The sequence below is a fragment of the Mucilaginibacter sp. KACC 22773 genome, from assembly GCF_028736215.1.
Lineage (GTDB): Bacteria > Bacteroidota > Bacteroidia > Sphingobacteriales > Sphingobacteriaceae > Mucilaginibacter.
Genome location: NZ_CP117883.1, coordinates 7,436,199 through 7,454,807, shown reverse-complemented (window position 1 = coordinate 7,454,807; position 18,609 = coordinate 7,436,199). Strand labels below are relative to the sequence as shown.

Sequence of the window (18,609 nt, the reverse complement as noted above, 5' to 3'; positions counted from 1 at the left end):
TCAGGGTTAAAGGTTAGGGCTGCTGAACCCTAAGTTTTTCATGCCCGCTTTTACTTCGGGCGCACTCATAAACAAATTCCACAGCAGGCCGGTGCGGTAATTTTCGGTCATTACCACAATAGGCCCCTGGTCAATGGCCAGGTACGAGCTGGCAAACCATGGGTTAGTTAAATTAAACGCATCATAAAAACCATACTGGCCCCATAATTTATCGCCCAGGGTATAGTAAAAAAACCTTAGCGCCGCCATAGATTGGGTTGGCGTATAAGGCAGCGATGCAATGGCTGCGGTAGGCGCGATAACACCAACATCATTTGTAGGCGAACTTGCTGTATAGCCGTTTTCAATATCGCTTGCGGTTAGTCCCCAGCAATCTGCGCTGTAGCCGTTGTTGCCCAACGGATTGGCCACACAATATTTATAATTGATGGTGGCATGGGCCTCATTTTGCGTTTGGTAATTGGCATAGGCATCGCTTAGGCCTTTGGGGTTGATGCCCATGAAAGAGTATTGCGCAAAAAATAACGGACCGCCCCTGTCGGGACCCAGCGGCAAGGTAACACCGTAAAAGGTATTGCCATTTTTAATGGCACCGTTTTTTGCCCAGCCCTGGTCATAAACAGTTTTGGGGATACTATGCGTTGTGGATGAAGCGCCTAAAACATAAACTATCAAGGCCTCGTCCCAGCCGGTAATTTTCATGTTGATGGCCCAGCCCAAATCGGGGCTCCAGTGCCAGTACAACACGTTTTGATCGCCCTGCCTGAACCAGTCCCATTCTACACCATTCCATAAGGTATTGATATCTGCGCGTAGTTGGGTTTCGTTGGTGTTGGATGCATTAAAATATTGGCGGGCAGTAATGAGGCCCTGCATCAGGTACGATGTCTCTACCAGATCGGCCCCGTCATCCTGTGCACTGAAGGGTACAACAGCGCCGGTAGCGCCATTCATCCAATGGGGGAAAGCACCGTGAAACTTTTGCGCTTTGGTATTTAAAAAGCTCACCATTTTTTGCATCCGGGTCAATCCATCGGCATGGCTTATGAAACCGCGGCTAACGCCTGCTATGATTGCCATAATGCCAAAACCCGAGCCGCCGGTGGTCACCACGTCGCCAGATGTATTACGCTCGCGTGCCAGCCCGCTGGTTGGATGGCCAAAATCATAAAAATATTTCAGGGTTTGCCGCTCAACCAGGTCAAGCAGCTGATCGTCAGATATGGTGCTGAACTTTGGGGTACTGTCAATAGCTGTGATCAGTTGTACGGATAAGGGCGATTGCAAACTGCCATTCTTGGCAGATTTTAAACCGGTAGTAACGTTAAGCGTATATTGGGTAATGGGCGATAAGCCCGTTGGGGTAATCACTACAGTACTATCGCCATTTTGATATGTGGTGCTAAAAGCTGCCACGGTTCCGGATTTGCTGTTCAGGCTGACGCTTGTTGCTATGGAGTTACGGTTAAGCGGGGTTGAAAACGTAATAGCGATAGCCGGTTTGCTATTTATATTGCTATAGCTAAAACCGCTTGTTTTACCATTCACCTTAAGCGCACTAAAAGTAAACGACGAAGGAGTTGGCGTAACTGGTGTGGACTTATTATTTGAACTTTTACCACAGGAAAAAAGCAATACTACAAATCCCAGCGCCAAACAATAATCTTTGATATTCCTCATTCCCGCCTTTTTTAAAAAGGTTGCCCGCCTTAAACGGCAAGGCAACCCCCAAATCAATCAAACCCAATTATTATCTTTTAGCTTTTTCAAGGTTATACAAAGCCAGTACTTGCGTGGCTGTCAAGGCTTTACTGTAAAACCTGATGTTATCCATGGTTCCTGTAACATAGCCGGCCCAATCCTGCGCGCCGGTATTGGCCGTAAGGGAAGGAGTGGTTTGAAACTGTAATGTACCAAATACCATTTTACCGGCTTTGCTCCAATCCATAGGCGCAAAACCAGCCGCCGCGTTTTTACCTACCTGTGTTCCGTTGTAGTATACGTAAATGGTTGATACTGTTTCATCAAAAGTAACCGTAACGTTTATCCATGTGTTCCATGGGTTGGCAACGGCATAGCCACCTTCCCAGCCATCTACCCCGGTTGACATGCCGGCCTTGTTAAACGCATGCACTTTAAGCACCCCCGATGATGCGGAACCACCGTTATCAAAAAATATGGCCAGGCTACCCCAGAAACCCGCACCGCCTGTTTGGTTGTTCTGGATATCCATTAAACCCACTGCCGAAGTATTTTGAGGCATTTTTACCCAAATACTGGTAGTAAAACTGGTTAGCGCTTTAATGCCGGCAGGGGTATCATAAAGCACGTATGATTTATCGGCGCCCTGTAGGCCTTTGCCGTTTAATCCGGTGGCAAAACTGGTTCCTGTTGCTACCCCGGTTGTTCCGGAAACACTATCGGCCAGGCCATTGGTGAACGGAAAATAGGCAACCAGGCTGGCCGGTTCAATGTCCTTACTGCTGCTGTAACCACCGTATGAAGGTAGCGGTTTAGATGGCGCGTATGATTTTGGATCAAAGCCTTTATGGCAGGCTGTTATGGTTAAGCTTACAGCTACACCCATTAACAGCGCAGCTTTAAGTGTATTTTTAAATGTTTTCATCGTTGCTGAATTGATAAATTAATAACCTGAATTTTGTGTTAAAGCTCCACCACTTATGTCGATCTCGTTTTGCGGTATTGGCCACACCTCGTTTTTGCCTGCTTTCCAGCCGCGCGATCCAAATACGGCCGTACCACGCCCCTGGCGTATAACATCAAAATAACGGTCAAACTCCATAGCAAATTCAACCCTGCGTTCGTTGTAAATCGCGATGCGCAAAGCACCCTGATCTGTAGTAGTAACTTTAGGCAGTATAGCGGCATTATTACCCCTTGCCCTGGCACGTACCTGTTCAAGCGGGCCTAACGCGGCAGCCGAATTCCCAAGTTCATTATTAGCTTCGGCATTCATCAGCAATACATCAGCATAGCGTATTACAATTTTATTTTGCTGGCAACCCTCGTTAAAACCAGATACATAAAGGCTAAAAGGCACATATGATTTTTGGTTGTACCGTGGGTTATCACCATCGGCAGGTATCACATCACCTTCGGGCGTTGTTTCGCCCCTGAAAATGATGGTTGCATCGCGTCGTGGGTCGCCTGTTTCATAAGCTGCTGCCAGGTCGGCAGTTGGTACGTTAAATCCCCAGCCGCCACCGGTTGAACCGCGTACACCCTGCACCTGCGAATATTGCGAGTTTGATGCATCGGGGTTATTTGGGATAAGGTTACACTGGATCTCGAAGATAGACTCCTGGTTGTTTTTGTGTGTAGTCCTGAACATTTGCTCATAATCAGGGTATAAGGAATAGCCCATACCCATTACCTGTGTGGTATAGGTCACCACATCGGTCCATTTTTTAAGGTACAAGGCTACTTTAGCATGTAAAGATAATGCTGCACCTTTGGTAATGCGGCCAATATCTGCCGAACCATAAGTTTGCGGTAAAGCCGTAGCCGCATCCGTTAAATCAGTTTCAATTGCTGCCCAAACCTGTGCTTTTGGTGTACGTGGCAGGTTATACTCGGTAGCATTTTTGGGTAGGGTTAACCGCAATGGAACATCGCCATAAGCCCTTACCAGCCTGAAATAACAATACGCCCTGATGAATTTTGCTTCGGCCAGGTACCTGGTTTTCAATGCATCGTCCATAGTAATACCAGGCACGTTGGTTATTACCTGGTTTGCAAGATTAATGGTAGCATATTGTCCTTTCCAAAACCCTTGCAGCTGACCTTCACCAGCGGTAACGGTAAAGTTATGGTAGCTGTTCATGAAGGTAGCATCGGTAGCGCTGCTGCCTTTTTCCGCATCGTCAGATCCCATGCTTTCGATAGCGATTGGCGGGAACGCGATGTTATTATACTCATGCATGTTGGCATACATGGCACTTACCGCCTTTGTGGCGTCATCCTGTGTTTTAAAAAATTGTGTTGCCGCGGTATTTTGGGCAGGATCGACATTCAGAAAGCTTTTTTTACAGCCTTGGAATGCTATAGCAAGTGCAATAAAACCTAATATAAAGGCTTTTTGCAATAAAGTTTTTTTACTGTTCTTCATCTTTATATTGATTAAAAAGTAACGTTAACACCAAAATTATAAGTTGCATATAAAGGATATACGCTGGCGTCGATACCCATACTGCCTACGCTGCCGCCAACCTCGGGCGTAAAGCCTTTATAGCCGAAAAAGTTGAGCGCGTTTTGCGCATTGGCATACAACCGTATTTTGGAGAGCCCCCATTTTTTTGACAATATAGATGGCAGGGTATAGCCCAGCTGCGCGTTACGCATCCTAAAATAGGCACCGCTTTCAACATAAAAAGAGTTTGGCGCGGCATTGGCGGTTGAGCCCACGTTTACCGATGGATAGGTATTTGAGGTACCTGCCCCATGCCAGCGATGGTCATAAAAGTCTTTGGTGAAGTTTTCGTTACCAAATCGGTAAGCAATGTTGGCATTGTAAACACTGACATCGGCTACGCCCTGGAAATCTAAAGCCAGGTCGAAACTTTTGTAGGTAAATGAGGTGTTAATGCCGTAGTTGTATTTAGGCAGCGGGCTTCCTAACACTACGCGGTCGCGGCTGTCAAGTATACCGTCTTTATTGGTATCCTGGTAAATAAAGTCGCCTGGTTGGGCACTGGTTTGTTTTGATGCAGCTACTTCGGCAGGTGTCTGGAAAATTCCGGTCACTTTGTACCCGTAAAACTCGCCAATAGGCTCGCCTACCACGGTACGGGTTGCCAAAGCGCCATTGGCAATGCCTGCGCCACCATCATAAATTGGGTTGGCACCGCTTAGTACACTTAGCACTTTGTTATTATTGATACCAAGGTTTGCGCTGATGCTATATGAGAAATCTTTTGTAGCCTGATCTTTCCAGCTTATTAAAAACTCCGTACCACGGTTGCGGATACTGGCCTGGTTACCAATCAAACTGCTGTTATTGGTACCCAATGAACCTGCAATCGGTATAGCAAATATGGCGTCCTGGGTTTCGCGATTGTAATAATCGGCTTCAAATGTTAATCTATTATCTAAAAAACCACCTTCTAAACCAAAGTCGGTAGCAACGGCTTTTTCCCAAACAATGGTTGGTGGTACAAGGCTGTTAATGCTTGCCCCCGGATATGCTGTTTGCGGATTACCGAAAATGGCGGTAAGGTAGGGATCTGAAGATACAACCTGGATAGATGGGTTAATGGGTACAACTGAGTTACCAACTTTACCCCAGCTTCCGCGAAGTTTCAGATTGCTAAACAACTTCTGATCTTTCATAAAGCCTTCGTTGGTAATTACCCATCCTGCGCCTACCGATGGGAAGTAGCCAAAAGTATGGTCGCCATAAAACTGCGAAGCACCATCCCTACGGATTGAAGCATTTAACAGGTATTTGTCTTTAAACGAGTAATTAGCTCTTGCAAATTGCGATAAGGCCCTTGTGTGCACCTGTGACCCCGGAGTTGCATAGTAAGTAACCTTTGCAGTATCGGGGAACGAGTTGTGTTGGTTACCGCTGCTGGCATAAGGTACGCCCTGCGCGTGGGCATCCAGCTGTTTATCGCGGTTGTTTTGCGCGCTGTAACCCAACAGAGCTGTAATTTTATGATCTTTTATTTTAACATCGTAGGTTAACGTATTTTCCCAAATCCAGTTGCGGGTTTCAGTATGGTTTACGTCGAGGTTTGATACCAGGCTTTTTTGCGCAAGAGTAGCCTGGTAAATTGGGGTATATCCCCTTGATTCGGCCTGACCAATATCTCCACCAAAGCTTGTTCTGAATTTAAAGTTTTTCAGAAAATTAACCTCACCGTAGCCATTGTATGTGAAGCGCAGGTTTTTTGACCTTTGATTGGTAAAGTCAAGGGTGGCTTGAGGGTTATAATTGTTGCCATCGCCAGTGTGGTAATCATTAGGATCTCCGTAGTTACCATCAGCGTATCGCACCGGCAAAGTTGGCGCTGCGCCAAATAACTGGTGGAAAATGCTGCCGTTAACGTCTTTTGATTTGCCTAACAGGCCGTTTGCTGTATAACCAAATTTTAAAGCTTTAGTCGGCTTAAAATCGTTTGAGAGTTTTACATTAAAGCGCTGGTAGTTGTTAGTTTTTGCAATACCATCCTGATCCAGATAACCGAATGAATAGTTGTAGGTATATTTATCTGTACCGCCGCTTAATGAAACCTGGTGGCTTGTTACAAAGGCATCGCGCAATACCAGTCCGTACCAATCTGTCCCTTTTCCGTAGCTTGAAGGGTTGCTGAATATTAATGGCGATTGGTTATTAGAAGTATAAAGTTCATTGATTGCGGTGGCATACTCGGTAGCATTGGCCATTTTTACCTGGTTGGTAACAGATTGCCAGCCAGCATAACCATTATAGTTAATAACCGGCTTGCCTTTTACGCCTCTTTTAGTGCCAATTAAAATAACGCCGTTTGCAGCACGGATACCGTAAATGGCTGTACTTGATGCATCTTTAAGGATACTTACGCTTTCTATATCCTGCGGATTTAAAAAGCTGATATCGCTGTACCAAACGCCATCAACAACATATAGCGGGCTAACATTTCCATACACTGTACCCAAACCACGAATGGTGATAGATGGCGAAGCGCCAGGCGAGCCGCCATTGGTAACCTGTACGCCTGCTACCTTACCTTGTAAGCCGCTAAGCGCGTTGGTTGATGCCTGTTTAGATATCTCTGCACCTTTAACGGTTGCTACCGACCCGGTAACATCAAGCTTGCGCTGAGTACCATAACCCACTACAACTACCTGGGCCAACTCATTAGCCTGGGCCTTTAACGCTACGTTGATAGTGGTTTGGCTGCCTACCAATACAGCCTGGGGGGCGTAACCTATATAAGCAAATGTTAAAGTTGCTGTACCGGTAGCGTTAATGGTAAATGTACCATTAACATCTGTCTGGGTGCCTGTGGTTGTTCCCTTTACCTGCACCGATACACCTATCAGGCTTTCGCCGGTGGTAGCATCGGTAACTTTTCCTTTAACTGTAACGTTTTGTGCAAACGCGGCGTCTATGGAAAAAAGAAACAATAGCATCAACCCTGAAATAGTAAAAATTCTTTTCATAGTGGTTAATAAATAAAAACGGATTAGAAATAATTGGTTTATTAGTTTACAAAGCTGTATAGATAATGCCAGTTAGTCAAAAAAATTAACTCAACATTAATACATCAACCTTAACATACTTTCACAAAGTTTGTGTGGTGTTATTTTATTTATTTGATAATCAGGCTATTAAACCGGGGTTTCGTATAGCGTACATACTACAACCGGGGTGTGTGGTAAATCGGTTTTATAAATGGTTATGAGAGGTAATGATGTAGTATTATAGCTCGATGAGAAACTCCACCAGGTTTTTATCGTGCTCCAGGTTGAGCTTTTTACGCAGGCGGTAGCGCCTTATTTCGACGCCACGCAGCGAGATGTTTAAAAGGGAAGCCATTTCCTTACTACTCATATTCATGCGCAGGTAGGCGCAAAGTTTAAGGTCGTTTGGCACCAGGTCGGGGTGGTCTGATTTTAGTTTTTTGAAAAAGTTTTCGTGGGCTTCGTTAAAACTTTTTTCAAAAATGTTCCAGTCGCGCTCGTCATTCATGCCTTCGTCGATAACCTTTTGAATGCGCCGCAGCTGGTCGTCGGCCAGTTTTTTGCCAGAGCCATCTTTAAGGTGTAGTATTTCTTCGCTGATTTTTTGCAGCAATTCGTTTTTGTAAACCAGGTTCATGGCCGAATTGGCCAACTCCCGGCTTTTGCTTGCCAGATCTGCCTGTAGCTGTTCATTTTTTATGCTGATGATATGCTGCTCGTTCGCAACGGCCTCTTGTTTTAAAAACTCTTCCTTTTCGCGCTGCAACTTTTCGTGAATGTGCAACTGGTGGCGTTTTAATTTCAGGCGGTAATAGTACCTCACCAGATAATAAAACAATAACAGCAACAAAGCATAAAACAGCATGGCAGGTTTGCCGGCATACCACGGCGGCAAAATAATGAAGGTTAATGAGGTGATTGAAGATACGTTTTGATCGTTTATTTTAGCGCGTACCTTAAAATGGTAGGTGCCCTGATCAAGGTTGGTAAACTCTTTTTGGCTCTGTTGTGTCCAGTCGCTCCATTGGCGCGAATAGCCTTCCAGGTAATATTGAAATTTTATTTTAGCCTGTTTATAATACGGTAGTGAGTAGGAAATGCGAATGTTGTTTTGCGCATACGGTATTTCTATGTCGTTAAGGCCGCTGCCATCTTCGCTTATTACATAAACCTTGTCGGTAATATTCTCAACCTGCCGTATGAGTACCTGCGGAATGCTGATTTTATTGGGGAGTAAAGCATCCTCATCATTAAGAATCACGAAACCATCATCAATACTAATAAGGTAAGTTGATGCATTAATACGGTTAATAGTTTCATAGTGCTGCACCATTTGCCCGTTAAGAATGCTGAAACGGTTGGTATCAATACTCAGCTTGCCCGGCACCGAAAAGTCGGCCAGGGCTACACGGCCCTGATTTATAAACCAGTATTTTTTGCCTATGGCTTTGATGATTTTGCTTGAGGTGGCAAATGTGCCCAGCTTTTTATTAAGTTGCGTGTATTTAAAAAAACGGTCGGTAATATCATCATAAACATAAAAGCCCGAATCGGAAGTAAACACAACCCGGTTATCAAGGTCAAACACATTTACATTGTAGCTGCCGGGCAGGCCATACCGGCTATCGTAATATACCTTTGAAGTTACCTTTTTCAGGTCGGCGCTTAAGGTTAGTTTATAAATGCCTTTGTAAGCATGGCTTACCCAAATTTGTCCTTTGCTATCCTGTTCAACATACCGCGATGGTTCGCCAAAACCTTCTACTTTATGGTCAAATATCCAGTTGCCCAATACATCTTTTCTCAAAATTGCCAGGCCTGTATAGTTTCCCTGGATGAGTTTATCAGCGCCAAATTTTTTGGTTGTCCAGCCGCCGGTTATAGTGGATATTTTGGTTATGGTACTGCCGTTTACCTGGTAGGTGCCATCGTTATGGCCGCAAAGCAGGCGCCCATCCTGCAGTGTAAGTTCCCAAACCTGGCCTTGCGAGCCGGGGATAAGTTTAAAATCAAACGACTGGAAAAGCTTGTTGTTGTTTTCGGGAACCCAATCACTGTAAAAAAGCCCCTGGTTTGTACCCAGGTAAATTTTATTATCAAAAATGATACTGGAGTAAACGGTGCCAAATTTGCCTGTTTTATCAAAGTAAAAGTATAATGGCGAGTTAACCTCGATGCGATCGATGCCGTTGTCGAGACCCGCCCAAAGGTTTTGTTCGCTGTCGGTATATAAACTTAAAACGGTATTGTTTTGCAAGCCACTTGCCTTGTTAATATGCTGAATAAGGTTGCCTGCGGTATCAATAACCACTACACCATTTAATATGGTACCGTAGGCTACATATTTACCGGCTATGAGCGCGCCGTTATTAAGCTGGTATGTTTTTAAAAAATCGTTGGCCTGGTTTGCCCAGGGTTTTATGGTTTGCCCGTCGTAAATGAACAAACCATTTTGGGCAGTGCCAATGATGAATTTGTTTTTTTGGAACGGCAACATTGATAACACGCCGCTTGGTCCCAATATATTGCTGCCGGGTACAAAAACCAGCTTGTTATCCTTAAGCTCAAACAGTCCAACCGAAACCTGTTCGATAAAAAAACGATTAGCAGCCTTAAACATAAACAGGTAAGGGCTGGGTGTTTTTATGACGTTGATTTTTCCTTTGGAATAAATGTATATTGACCCAAACGACTGGAAAATAATGCGCCCGCCATCAATATAGATCTTCCAGATTTCTTCATTTATGGGTTTATACTTTGCCGGGACCAGGTTTACCAGCGAGTTGTATTTTAAAATTCCCTTGTTATCATCGGCCCAGTAACCAAATTCGCCATAAGCCCCAACATAAATTTTGCCTTTGCCATCGGCCGATACCGAACGAACGATTAAGCCGTTGGGCATATGATGTTGCTGCCAGTATTTACCATCAAAGGCAAGTAAACCCTGGGCATTGCCAAAATACATAATGCCATGTTCATCACGCGTAATGCTCCAGTTTTGATTGCCAGACTGGTACATCGTCTTGGTGTAATTTTGTACATAAGGCACACCTACGCTTTTGATATCCACCGCGCGCGCAAGTAGGGGAGCAACACAAAACAACAGGAAAGTAATCAGTAACGATTTACGCATGGGTTATGAAATGGCATTCGCCTGCAAAGCAAACCAATTTTACGAAATTAAGGTTTGAGGTTGGATATAAAAAATGAGCTGAAGCGGATGGTTTAAGGAGAGACCTTTACTGCAAGAGGTAGAAGATTAAGAAAAGTAAAATATGATTTTAAAGTTATTACTTTAGTTTTTGGATATCCATTTAAATGAAACGTAACGACGATATACTTTGGAAGGGCGCCCTGGAAGACCTTTTTGATGACTTCCTTCGGTTTTTTTATGCTGATGCAGAAGAATTATTTGATTTTGAAAAGGGTTTTCAGTACCTGGATAAGGAACTTGATCAGCTGTTTCCACCCGAAGGAGGCAATTATGCACCACGGTATGTAGATAAGTTGGTCAGGTTATTTACAAGAGGTGGAACCGAAGAGTGGGTGCTCATTCATGTAGAGGTTCAAGGTTATACAGATCATGATTTTGCAAAACGGATGTTTCAGTATTATTACCGGATCCTTGATCAGTACGATAAGCCCATTACTGCTTTCGCCATTTTTGCTGATACAGGGATAAAATTCCATCCGCGATTTTATGAGCGGGAGTTTTTAGGAACCAGGGTGTTTTATAAATACAATACATTTAAGATTATTGATCAGGACAATGATGTACTTGAAGCCAGCAATAATCCTTTTGCCATGGCGTTATTATCAGCTAAATTAGCAATATCGCGAAATTTATTTAACGACCAACAGCTTTTTGACCTAGCCTATGATTTGGCTAAACCATTGTTGGGTAAAAAGATGCCTAAAGATAAGATACGTAAGGTAATGAGCTTTTTACGGTATTACTTGCGTTTTGAAAATCCGGAAATGTTTGTTAAATTTGAAGAGGAGATGGCTGTTTTAACCCAAAAAAACATTACAATGGGCATAGAAGAACTTTTATTGGATAGGGCCGAAAAGCAAGGTATTGAAAAGGGCCGTGAAGAGGAACAAACTAAAGTTGTAACAAACCTTATTGTGCAATTAGGGTTATCTGATGAACAGATTTCGGCAATTGCTGAAGTACCTGTAGATTTTGTTAAGGCAATAAGAAGAGGATTGAAGAAATAAGAAAGATTTAAATGATAAACAAAAAAAGCTTACCAATGAGGTAAGCTTTTTTTGTTATTAATCCGCCAGTTGCAGGTTATTCCTTTTATTGGTATTTACCGGTTGCGGTACCTTTACATAGTAGCCAGTACCATCATAAACCCTTTTGCGTGGATGGCTTTGGCAGGCTTCGCTGCAGCAACCTTCCAGGTTGGTGCCACATTCATCGCACTGGGTAAAATGTTCGTTGCACTCGGGGTTGGCACAATTGATCATTTTTGGGGTGATTGTACCACAATTGCGGCAGGTTGATATTACTACCGGGTTCACGCTGTTTACATCAACTGAAAGGCGGTTATCAAATACATAGCATTTGCCCTCAAAATCCTGGCCGCCGGCTTCTTTACCATATTTAATGATACCCCCATGTAGCTGGTAAACTTCGGGGAAGCCTTCATGCAGCAACAGTGCCGATGCTTTTTCGCATTTAATGCCGCCAGTGCAATAGGTCAGGATCTTTTTATCTTTGTATTTGGCCAGCTCGTTAATCATGGCCGGGAAATCCCTGAAGTTTTCGATATCAAGTGTTACCGCATTTTTGAATTTGCCTAACGAATGTTCGTAGTTTGACCGTACATCCAAAACAACCACATCATCACGGTCTTTCATCGCCATAAATTCTTTTGGCTCCAGGTGCTTGCCCGTTTGCTGCTGCGGGTTGATGACGTTAGGGTCGCGCAGGCCCGAGTAAACGATCTCGGCTTTGTAGCGGCAGTGCATTTTTACAAATGAGGGTTCGGTAACTTCGTCAACCTTAAAGTCGATACCGGCAAAGCGCTCATCGGCATGTACCGTATCCATATAGGTTTTACACGCTTCGGCGGTGCCGGATACAGTACCATTAAGCCCTTCTTCGGCTACAATAATGCGGCCGGTTAAACCTAAGCTTTTACAAAATTTTAAATGATCGGCAGCAAATTGCTCCGCATCGGCTATCGTTGAATAACAATAGTACAGTAGTGTATTATATATTGCCATAATCCATTGATACTGCTGTAAACAGTGTTAAATGAGGTGCAAAGATAGACTTTTGAGGTGAAAGGTAAAAGGGTAAAGGCGAAAGGTTTAGTCGCGGTTAGCAAATATAAATTCCGCACCAAAAAAATAAAAGGTTGATAAACATTGATTCCTTTTCCCAAGGCCTTTTACCTTTCGCCTTTACCCTTTTACCTCAAAAAACTATCTTATCCCATAAAAAATCCTGAAACCCTGGATGTATTTTTTGTTGCCCATGTAGGATACGCCATAATCAACCCTGAAAATAAGCCGTTGTACACCGACGTAAAATTCTGTGTAATCGCGATTGGCTTTGGTGGTAAGGTAGTTGGCGCCGATAATTTCTTCCAGCTTGGCCTTCCTGAGCAGTGGGATCTTATCGAAGATTGAACCGGCAAAATTGTGCTGGAAGTGGGCTTCAAGGAAAGCGCCGTTAGTACTGTAAGTATAAAAAGGTAAAAAGTGAAAACTGCCTACATAAGTAGGATCGAAGGTAGTTCCCTGGTTACCTAAAAAGTGGTTGTAATCCATGTAGTACAGGGTTTTATCATTAAAAAAACCGCCTGCAGTTAATTTAAAAGAAGAAAAGCCTGTTAGTCCCACCCGTATCTTATACTGCGATACATCAACGGATGTAAAATCATAATTAACATCGGAGCCTAATAAATTATTTATACCCTTGCGGTAGTTTAACGTTAAAGTAGGATATTTTGATGGCAGGTTAAACTTGCCGGTTGGCCTGGTTACATACTCCTGGTCAAATGTGAAAGTGGCCGAAGTCGCAAAGGTCAAAGCCTGGTTTTCAGGAAATAAAAAAGAATGATCATCGGCTGGTGCGCCCGCTGGGGCCAGCGGATTATTTGATGTAAACTCCCTGTTTTTAACATCTTTTATATGTGAGTACGATGTGTTGTAAAGCTGGCTACGGCTGGCGTATGATAAGCTGCCCGATAGTAATACACCATTGGTCACCTCTCGCTGGTAGCCGAACAATCCGTAATGAGTGCGATAATATTTTACATAGTTATTCTCGCTCAGTAAGGTGCTTAATGTATTGAAGTACAGCGATCGTGTCCCTACGTTATTCAGGTCCAGCACATCGCTGCCAAAGCCGGTAAAGAATTTAGCGTTATGGAACGGGTCATTTTTATAATCGGAATAAATATTGGCGCTAAAAACTTTGTTTGAAAAGCCATAGCGCAGGGCAGGCGTTATACTAAAGGAATGGAAATCGTCAATTTTTTTGGTATACCTAACCTTGGCGTTTATGCCAAAACCCTCTACTGTGTTGTAATAAAATGTTTGTATAAACGGATATACCCACAGCGAGTCTTTATTATTGCGGCTGCTTGCATAATATCCAAATATCAAATAACCGGGGTAGTTAATATGGTTTTTGGTATGTTGCAACGTATCCAGGTATTGTTTGGTTTGCTTATGTGCTGCTATGCTATCTTTTTTCTGATAATCCCGCGCTTCCCTTGGTGTTAACGGAACCGGTCGCACAGATGCCCAGTATTCGGCATTTTTAGCATTTGCAACAGTATCCACATTTAGCACTTCGCCGGTAAAAAAGTGATCAGGAAAGGTGGGGTTAACTTTATAGTTGTTGTATATCGCCTCATAATAACCGCCAAACTTAAAACCAAACACCTGCCCTTTAAAATTATATTGTACCGCCGCCGGCATCCAGATACTATCGGTTATAGCTACATATTGCTGGGTAATTTTTAAGGTATCTACCAGGTTAAGGTTATTTACGCCTTTTGTCAGGTACAAATCGGCACTATACAACCGCCATTCGCCATCTACTATATAAATATCACCCTGAAAATACTGGCCGTGGGCGCGGCGCGGAATAACCTGAATTTTATTTATCACCCGGCCATTTTCGTTAGATACACCAAGTAACTTATACCTGTAAAATGTTAACGCATTGGATGCCAGGGGCGATACAAAGCCACGGGCGCTTAAGCCATTAATGCTGAATACATTTTTGTAAAAATTTACCTGTAAATCAGATGCCTTATTGTAGCTGAAAGCTGTGTTTATACCCGCTATTCTGTTGGCAATGGTAACTTCCCTGATTTTATCGGGCGATTGAAAGTTATAGTTGGATAGCGATTCCTGCTGGTAAAGAATACCGCGGCCCATCGAATCGAGATCGAGCGTACGGATAACCTCTTTTGATAATAATGATTTTGGGGCGCTCAATAGTTTTTGAACTCCTTTAATATAAACTGCACAGGAATATGAAGTAGCTTCATCCAGGTAATATTTTCGTTTTTTGATAACCTGTTTCATGATGGTATCGGCAACATCGTGATTTTTGCGGTATATGGCAGCTACCCGTTCGGTACCGAAAACCTCATCGTCTAATTGTACGTTTAGGGTTTCGTCATGATCGGCTATGGTTACGCTAATCGTCTTTTCGTTAAATCCAACAAAGCGATAAGTTAAATTATAGATGCCGGGAGCAAGCTTAAACTCATATAATCCGTTTTCATTGGCTGTGGTGCCATAAGTAGAGTTGCGGATATACACCGATGTAAAAGGAATTACTTCGCTTTTGGAGTTGGTGATCCTGCCCGACAAAACATACTGCTGTGCCGACGCTGTAACGGCACATAAAACAGTAAAAATCAATAGTAAGTGTATTCTCATAGTCTATCAACAATCAAATACCGTTAACCGTTGAAATGTTTTGTTTTACACTTAATAAATAATTAAAACCGATGTTGGCCCCGTCAAATGACTGTTATTGCTTAATTTTGCAGCCTTTAACCATCAACTACTATGTACAATACATTACAACCGGTTTTACAGCAGGAATTGGAAGCTATTGAAAATGCAGGCTTATATAAAAAAGAACGGATTATTACATCGCCGCAGGGTGCGGATATTACCGTACAGGGCGGGCAGGAAGTAATAAACTTTTGTGCCAACAATTATCTTGGTTTATCCGGTAACGCTAAAGTTATCCAGGCGGCTAAGGATACAATGGATACACATGGTTACGGTTTATCATCTGTACGGTTTATTTGCGGTACCCAGGATATTCATAAAGAACTTGAAAAAAAGATAGCCGAATTTTTAGGCACCGAAGATACCATCTTATATGCCGCGGCGTTTGACGCCAACGGCGGTGTTTTTGAGCCATTGTTTAATGAGCAGGATGCTATTATATCCGACGAGTTGAACCATGCATCTATCATCGATGGTGTCCGCCTTTGCAAGGCCCAGCGTCAGCGTTATAAGCATGACGACATGGCCGACCTGGAAGAAAAGCTGAAGTCCACCGAAAGCTGCCGTCATCGTATTATTGTAACCGATGGTGCATTCAGCATGGATGGGACCATTGCACAGCTTGATAAAATTTGTGCCCTGGCCGAACAATACAATGCTTTGGTAATGATTGACGAAAGCCATTGCAGCGGTTTTATGGGAAAAACCGGTCGCGGTACGCACGAACACCACCAGGTAATGGGTAAAATAGATATTATTACGGGTACTTTGGGTAAAGCTTTGGGTGGTGCATCCGGCGGTTTTACATCGGGACGTAAAGAGATTATTGATATGTTGCGCCAGCGCTCGCGCCCATACCTGTTTTCAAACACATTGGCGCCTGCTATTACCGGCGCTTCAATAGCGGTTTTGGATATGTTGAGCGAAACTACCCAGCTACGCGACAAGCTGGAAAACAACACGCAATACTTCCGTCAAAAAATGACCGAAGCCGGTTTTGACATTAAACCGGGCGTACACCCCATTGTACCGGTTATGCTTTACGAAGCCAAGTTGGCACAGGAGTTTGCCGCCAAAATGCTGGAAGAGGGGATTTATGTGATAGGCTTTTATTACCCGGTGGTTCCGCAAGGCAAGGCTCGTATCCGGGTGCAGATTTCTGCTGCGCATGATATGCATCATTTGGATAAGGCTATTGCTGCATTTACCAAGGTGGGCAAGGAGTTGGGAGTGATTAAATAATACGTGCAGATTTTTTATATTTGTACGTATAAATGGCTTGTTATGGAAAGTACAAAGCTAACCTTGAGTGTTAAATCAGATTCTGTGCCCCGCATAAAAGAATATGCGAAACGCAAGCATACAAGTGTTTCTAAGTTGGTGCAGGAATATTTTGATAAAATAGAGGAACAAGAAAAAAAAGAAGACCCTTTAATAGAAAAATACAAAAACACAGAAATCCCCGAGTGGATTCAAAGTTTAACGGGTATTTTAAAAGGAAAATATCCCGAGGACATGGATTACAAGGATATGAAGTACGAATATTTTAAAGAAAAATATGATCTATAAACGCCTATTCTTAGATAGTGATGTTTTATTGGATATGTTTTTAAAAAGGGAGTCGTTTTTCTTTTACACTCAAATTTTGTTAATTGAGAGTGAAAAAAGAAAACTCGAATTGAAAACATCGTCGTTGGTAATTGCAAACATAAATTATATATTAAGAAAGCAGATAGGCATATCTACAACTAAAGAAAGCATAAAGAAATTAGCCGGATCAATCGATATATTGCCATTTGAAAAAGATGCTATAGATTTTGCTTTAGCAAGTAACATTGTCGATTTTGAAGACGCGATTCAATGTTTTATTGCTAAGAAGAGTAACTGTGATTTAATTATCACCCGTAATATAAAAGACTATAAGAACTCCTTGATCCCGGTTTTAACAGCCGACCAATTTTTAAGAACACTATAATGCAAAATAAAATAGACCAATACGCCGCCGAAATTAAAGCCTTTGCTTCTGCCAAGGCCGATGAACTGGAGGCGTTCCGCATAAAATTTTTAGGTACCAAGGGAATTATCAAAGATCTTTTTGAAGAATTTAAAACCGTTGGCCCCGAAGAGAAACGCACTTTTGGTAAAGTACTTAACCAGTTTAAGCAACTGGCCGAATCAAAATACGCGGAGTTAAAAGAGAGTATTGAAGCAGGGCCACAAGCTAAAGATTCAGATATCGATTTAACGTTGCCTGGCGATGGCTTTACCGTCGGCTCACGTCATCCGTTGTCGTTAGTACGTAACGAGATCATTGATATTTTTAAACGCCTTGGCTTTGTTGTTGCCGAGGGACCCGAGATTGAAGATGACTGGCATAACTTTTCAGCGTTAAACTTTCCCGAAGAACACCCGGCCCGCGATATGCAGGACACCTTTTTTATTAAAAAGAACAGTGGCAAAGATGATATCGCTTTGCGTACCCATACATCATCGGTACAGGTTAGGATGATGGAGCACGGCAAGCCGCCGTTCCGCGCTATAATGCCGGGTCGCGTTTACCGTAACGAAGCAATATCTGCCCGTGCGCATTGCTTTTTTCACCAGGTAGAGGGGTTATATGTTGATGAAAACGTATCATTTGCCGATTTAAAGCAAACACTTTATCACTTTGTACAGGAGCTTTACGGCGAGGGTACCCAGGTAAGGTTCCGGCCATCATACTTCCCGTTCACCGAGCCATCTGCCGAAATGGATATATCCTGTACCATATGCAAAGGATCTGGCTGTAATATGTGTAAATACAGTGGTTGGGTAGAGATTTTGGGCTGCGGTATGGTTGACCCTAATGTTTTGGAAAATTGCGGTATTGATAGTAAGAAATTTACCGGTTTTGCGTTTGGTATGGGCATGGAACGAATTGCCAACCTCAAATATGTTATCCGCGATCTGCGTTTATTTTCTGAAAATGATGTGCGCTTTCTGAAACAGTTCACTACCGAGATGCTATGAGGAAACTGCTGGCGATAATGCTTATTGGTTTGTGCTGTTTTTCATGTGGCAAAGCAACAGACAATATACCCAGTGTACCGGTAAACTTTTCGGCACCCATAAATGATCCGCGCCTGGCGCCGCTTACCAGTGGCGGCGGTGTGGTTTTTATAAATGGTTATGGTGTTGCCGGGCTTATCATATACCGTACCGGGACTGGCCAATATGTAGCTTATGACCGTTGCAGCAGCTATCAGCCCGAAAAAAAATGCGCGGTTACTTTGGATGCTTCGGGCTTTTCGGTAACCGATCCCTGTAGTGGTTCCAAGTTTTCTTTGGCCGATGGTACGCCGGTAAAAGCGCCTGCCACCAAATCATTAAGAGCATATAGTGTGAGTGTCTATAATTTTCAGATATTTGTATCCAATTGAT

At 43.1% G+C, this 18,609-nt stretch carries 13 protein-coding genes; 6 read left to right on the top strand and 7 right to left on the bottom strand.

The features are described 5' to 3' along the window. Window positions 1–6: 6 nt before the first annotated feature. The 5 genes from PQ469_RS30950 to PQ469_RS30930 all read right to left on the bottom strand — a co-directional run bounded on the left by PQ469_RS30950 (window position 7) and on the right by PQ469_RS30930 (window position 10,321). Window positions 7–1,680, bottom strand: a complete 1,674-nt coding sequence (locus PQ469_RS30950; RefSeq protein WP_274211094.1) for a glucoamylase family protein — start codon at window positions 1,678–1,680, stop codon at window positions 7–9. A 70-nt stretch (window positions 1,681–1,750) separates the two neighbouring features. After that, window positions 1,751–2,626, bottom strand: coding sequence for a LamG-like jellyroll fold domain-containing protein (locus PQ469_RS30945; RefSeq protein ID WP_274211093.1), 876 nt, complete (start codon window positions 2,624–2,626; stop codon window positions 1,751–1,753). An 18-nt stretch (window positions 2,627–2,644) separates the two neighbouring features. Then, window positions 2,645–4,129, bottom strand: coding sequence for a RagB/SusD family nutrient uptake outer membrane protein (locus tag PQ469_RS30940; RefSeq protein WP_274211092.1), 1,485 nt, complete (start codon window positions 4,127–4,129; stop codon window positions 2,645–2,647). A gap of 11 nt (window positions 4,130–4,140) precedes the next feature. Continuing rightward, the gene (locus PQ469_RS30935) at window positions 4,141–7,167 is read right to left on the bottom strand and encodes a SusC/RagA family TonB-linked outer membrane protein (protein WP_274211091.1); all 3,027 of its coding nucleotides are present in this window, start codon (window positions 7,165–7,167) and stop codon (window positions 4,141–4,143) included. 259 nt (window positions 7,168–7,426) lie between these two features. Beyond that, complete coding sequence (locus PQ469_RS30930; RefSeq protein WP_274211090.1) at window positions 7,427–10,321, bottom strand: ligand-binding sensor domain-containing protein; 2,895 nt, start codon at window positions 10,319–10,321, stop codon at window positions 7,427–7,429. 185 nt (window positions 10,322–10,506) lie between these two features. On the opposite strand from PQ469_RS30930, the gene PQ469_RS30925 reads away from it, so the two are divergent. Beyond that, a complete protein-coding gene (locus tag PQ469_RS30925) occupies window positions 10,507–11,409 on the top strand; it encodes an RpnC/YadD family protein (RefSeq protein WP_274211089.1) in 903 nt (300 codons plus the stop codon). A gap of 57 nt (window positions 11,410–11,466) precedes the next feature. Here PQ469_RS30925 and trhO read toward each other — a convergent pair whose 3' ends face one another. Both trhO and PQ469_RS30915 read right to left on the bottom strand, forming a co-directional pair. Next, complete coding sequence (trhO, locus tag PQ469_RS30920) at window positions 11,467–12,426, bottom strand: oxygen-dependent tRNA uridine(34) hydroxylase TrhO (protein WP_274211088.1); 960 nt, start codon at window positions 12,424–12,426, stop codon at window positions 11,467–11,469. Window positions 12,427–12,627: 201 nt separating this feature from the next. Beyond that, complete coding sequence (locus PQ469_RS30915; protein ID WP_274211087.1) at window positions 12,628–15,108, bottom strand: DUF5686 family protein; 2,481 nt, start codon at window positions 15,106–15,108, stop codon at window positions 12,628–12,630. A gap of 132 nt (window positions 15,109–15,240) precedes the next feature. On the opposite strand from PQ469_RS30915, the gene kbl reads away from it, so the two are divergent. Genes kbl through PQ469_RS30890 form a run of 5 tightly spaced genes read left to right on the top strand, consistent with a single transcriptional unit; the run spans window position 15,241 to window position 18,608 of the window. Beyond that, on the top strand, window positions 15,241–16,431 hold the full coding sequence (gene kbl / locus PQ469_RS30910; RefSeq protein WP_274211086.1) for a glycine C-acetyltransferase: 1,191 nt from the start codon (window positions 15,241–15,243) through the stop codon (window positions 16,429–16,431). A 42-nt stretch (window positions 16,432–16,473) separates the two neighbouring features. Then, complete coding sequence (locus PQ469_RS30905; RefSeq protein WP_274211085.1) at window positions 16,474–16,758, top strand: DUF6364 family protein; 285 nt, start codon at window positions 16,474–16,476, stop codon at window positions 16,756–16,758. After that, the gene (locus PQ469_RS30900) at window positions 16,748–17,164 is read left to right on the top strand and encodes a type II toxin-antitoxin system VapC family toxin (protein WP_274211084.1); all 417 of its coding nucleotides are present in this window, start codon (window positions 16,748–16,750) and stop codon (window positions 17,162–17,164) included. The genes PQ469_RS30905 and PQ469_RS30900 overlap by 11 nt, the downstream gene beginning before the upstream one ends. After that, on the top strand, window positions 17,164–18,198 hold the full coding sequence (gene pheS, locus PQ469_RS30895; RefSeq protein WP_274211083.1) for a phenylalanine--tRNA ligase subunit alpha: 1,035 nt from the start codon (window positions 17,164–17,166) through the stop codon (window positions 18,196–18,198). Before PQ469_RS30900 ends, pheS begins: the two co-directional genes overlap by 1 nt. Then, window positions 18,195–18,608: a Rieske (2Fe-2S) protein gene (locus PQ469_RS30890; protein ID WP_274211082.1), complete on the top strand. Its 414-nt coding sequence runs from the start codon at window positions 18,195–18,197 to the stop codon at window positions 18,606–18,608. The genes pheS and PQ469_RS30890 overlap by 4 nt, the downstream gene beginning before the upstream one ends. Window position 18,609 lies beyond the last annotated feature (1 nt).

Excerpts from the sequence above, each read along its gene's own strand:
- PQ469_RS30945 (WP_274211093.1), bottom strand. The coding sequence starts at position 2,626 with ATGAAAACATTTAAAAATACACTTAAAGCTGCGCTGTTAATGGGTGTA.
- PQ469_RS30905 (WP_274211085.1), top strand. The coding sequence starts at position 16,474 with ATGGAAAGTACAAAGCTAACCTTGAGTGTTAAATCAGATTCTGTGCCC.
- PQ469_RS30915 (WP_274211087.1), bottom strand. The coding sequence starts at position 15,108 with ATGAGAATACACTTACTATTGATTTTTACTGTTTTATGTGCCGTTACA.
- PQ469_RS30950 (WP_274211094.1), bottom strand. The coding sequence starts at position 1,680 with ATGAGGAATATCAAAGATTATTGTTTGGCGCTGGGATTTGTAGTATTG.
- pheS (WP_274211083.1), top strand. The coding sequence starts at position 17,164 with ATGCAAAATAAAATAGACCAATACGCCGCCGAAATTAAAGCCTTTGCT.
- kbl (WP_274211086.1), top strand. The coding sequence starts at position 15,241 with ATGTACAATACATTACAACCGGTTTTACAGCAGGAATTGGAAGCTATT.
- PQ469_RS30925 (WP_274211089.1), top strand. The coding sequence starts at position 10,507 with ATGAAACGTAACGACGATATACTTTGGAAGGGCGCCCTGGAAGACCTT.
- PQ469_RS30940 (WP_274211092.1), bottom strand. The coding sequence starts at position 4,129 with ATGAAGAACAGTAAAAAAACTTTATTGCAAAAAGCCTTTATATTAGGT.
- PQ469_RS30930 (WP_274211090.1), bottom strand. The coding sequence starts at position 10,321 with ATGCGTAAATCGTTACTGATTACTTTCCTGTTGTTTTGTGTTGCTCCC.
- PQ469_RS30900 (WP_274211084.1), top strand. The coding sequence starts at position 16,748 with ATGATCTATAAACGCCTATTCTTAGATAGTGATGTTTTATTGGATATG.
- trhO (WP_274211088.1), bottom strand. The coding sequence starts at position 12,426 with ATGGCAATATATAATACACTACTGTACTATTGTTATTCAACGATAGCC.
- PQ469_RS30890 (WP_274211082.1), top strand. The coding sequence starts at position 18,195 with ATGAGGAAACTGCTGGCGATAATGCTTATTGGTTTGTGCTGTTTTTCA.
- PQ469_RS30935 (WP_274211091.1), bottom strand. The coding sequence starts at position 7,167 with ATGAAAAGAATTTTTACTATTTCAGGGTTGATGCTATTGTTTCTTTTT.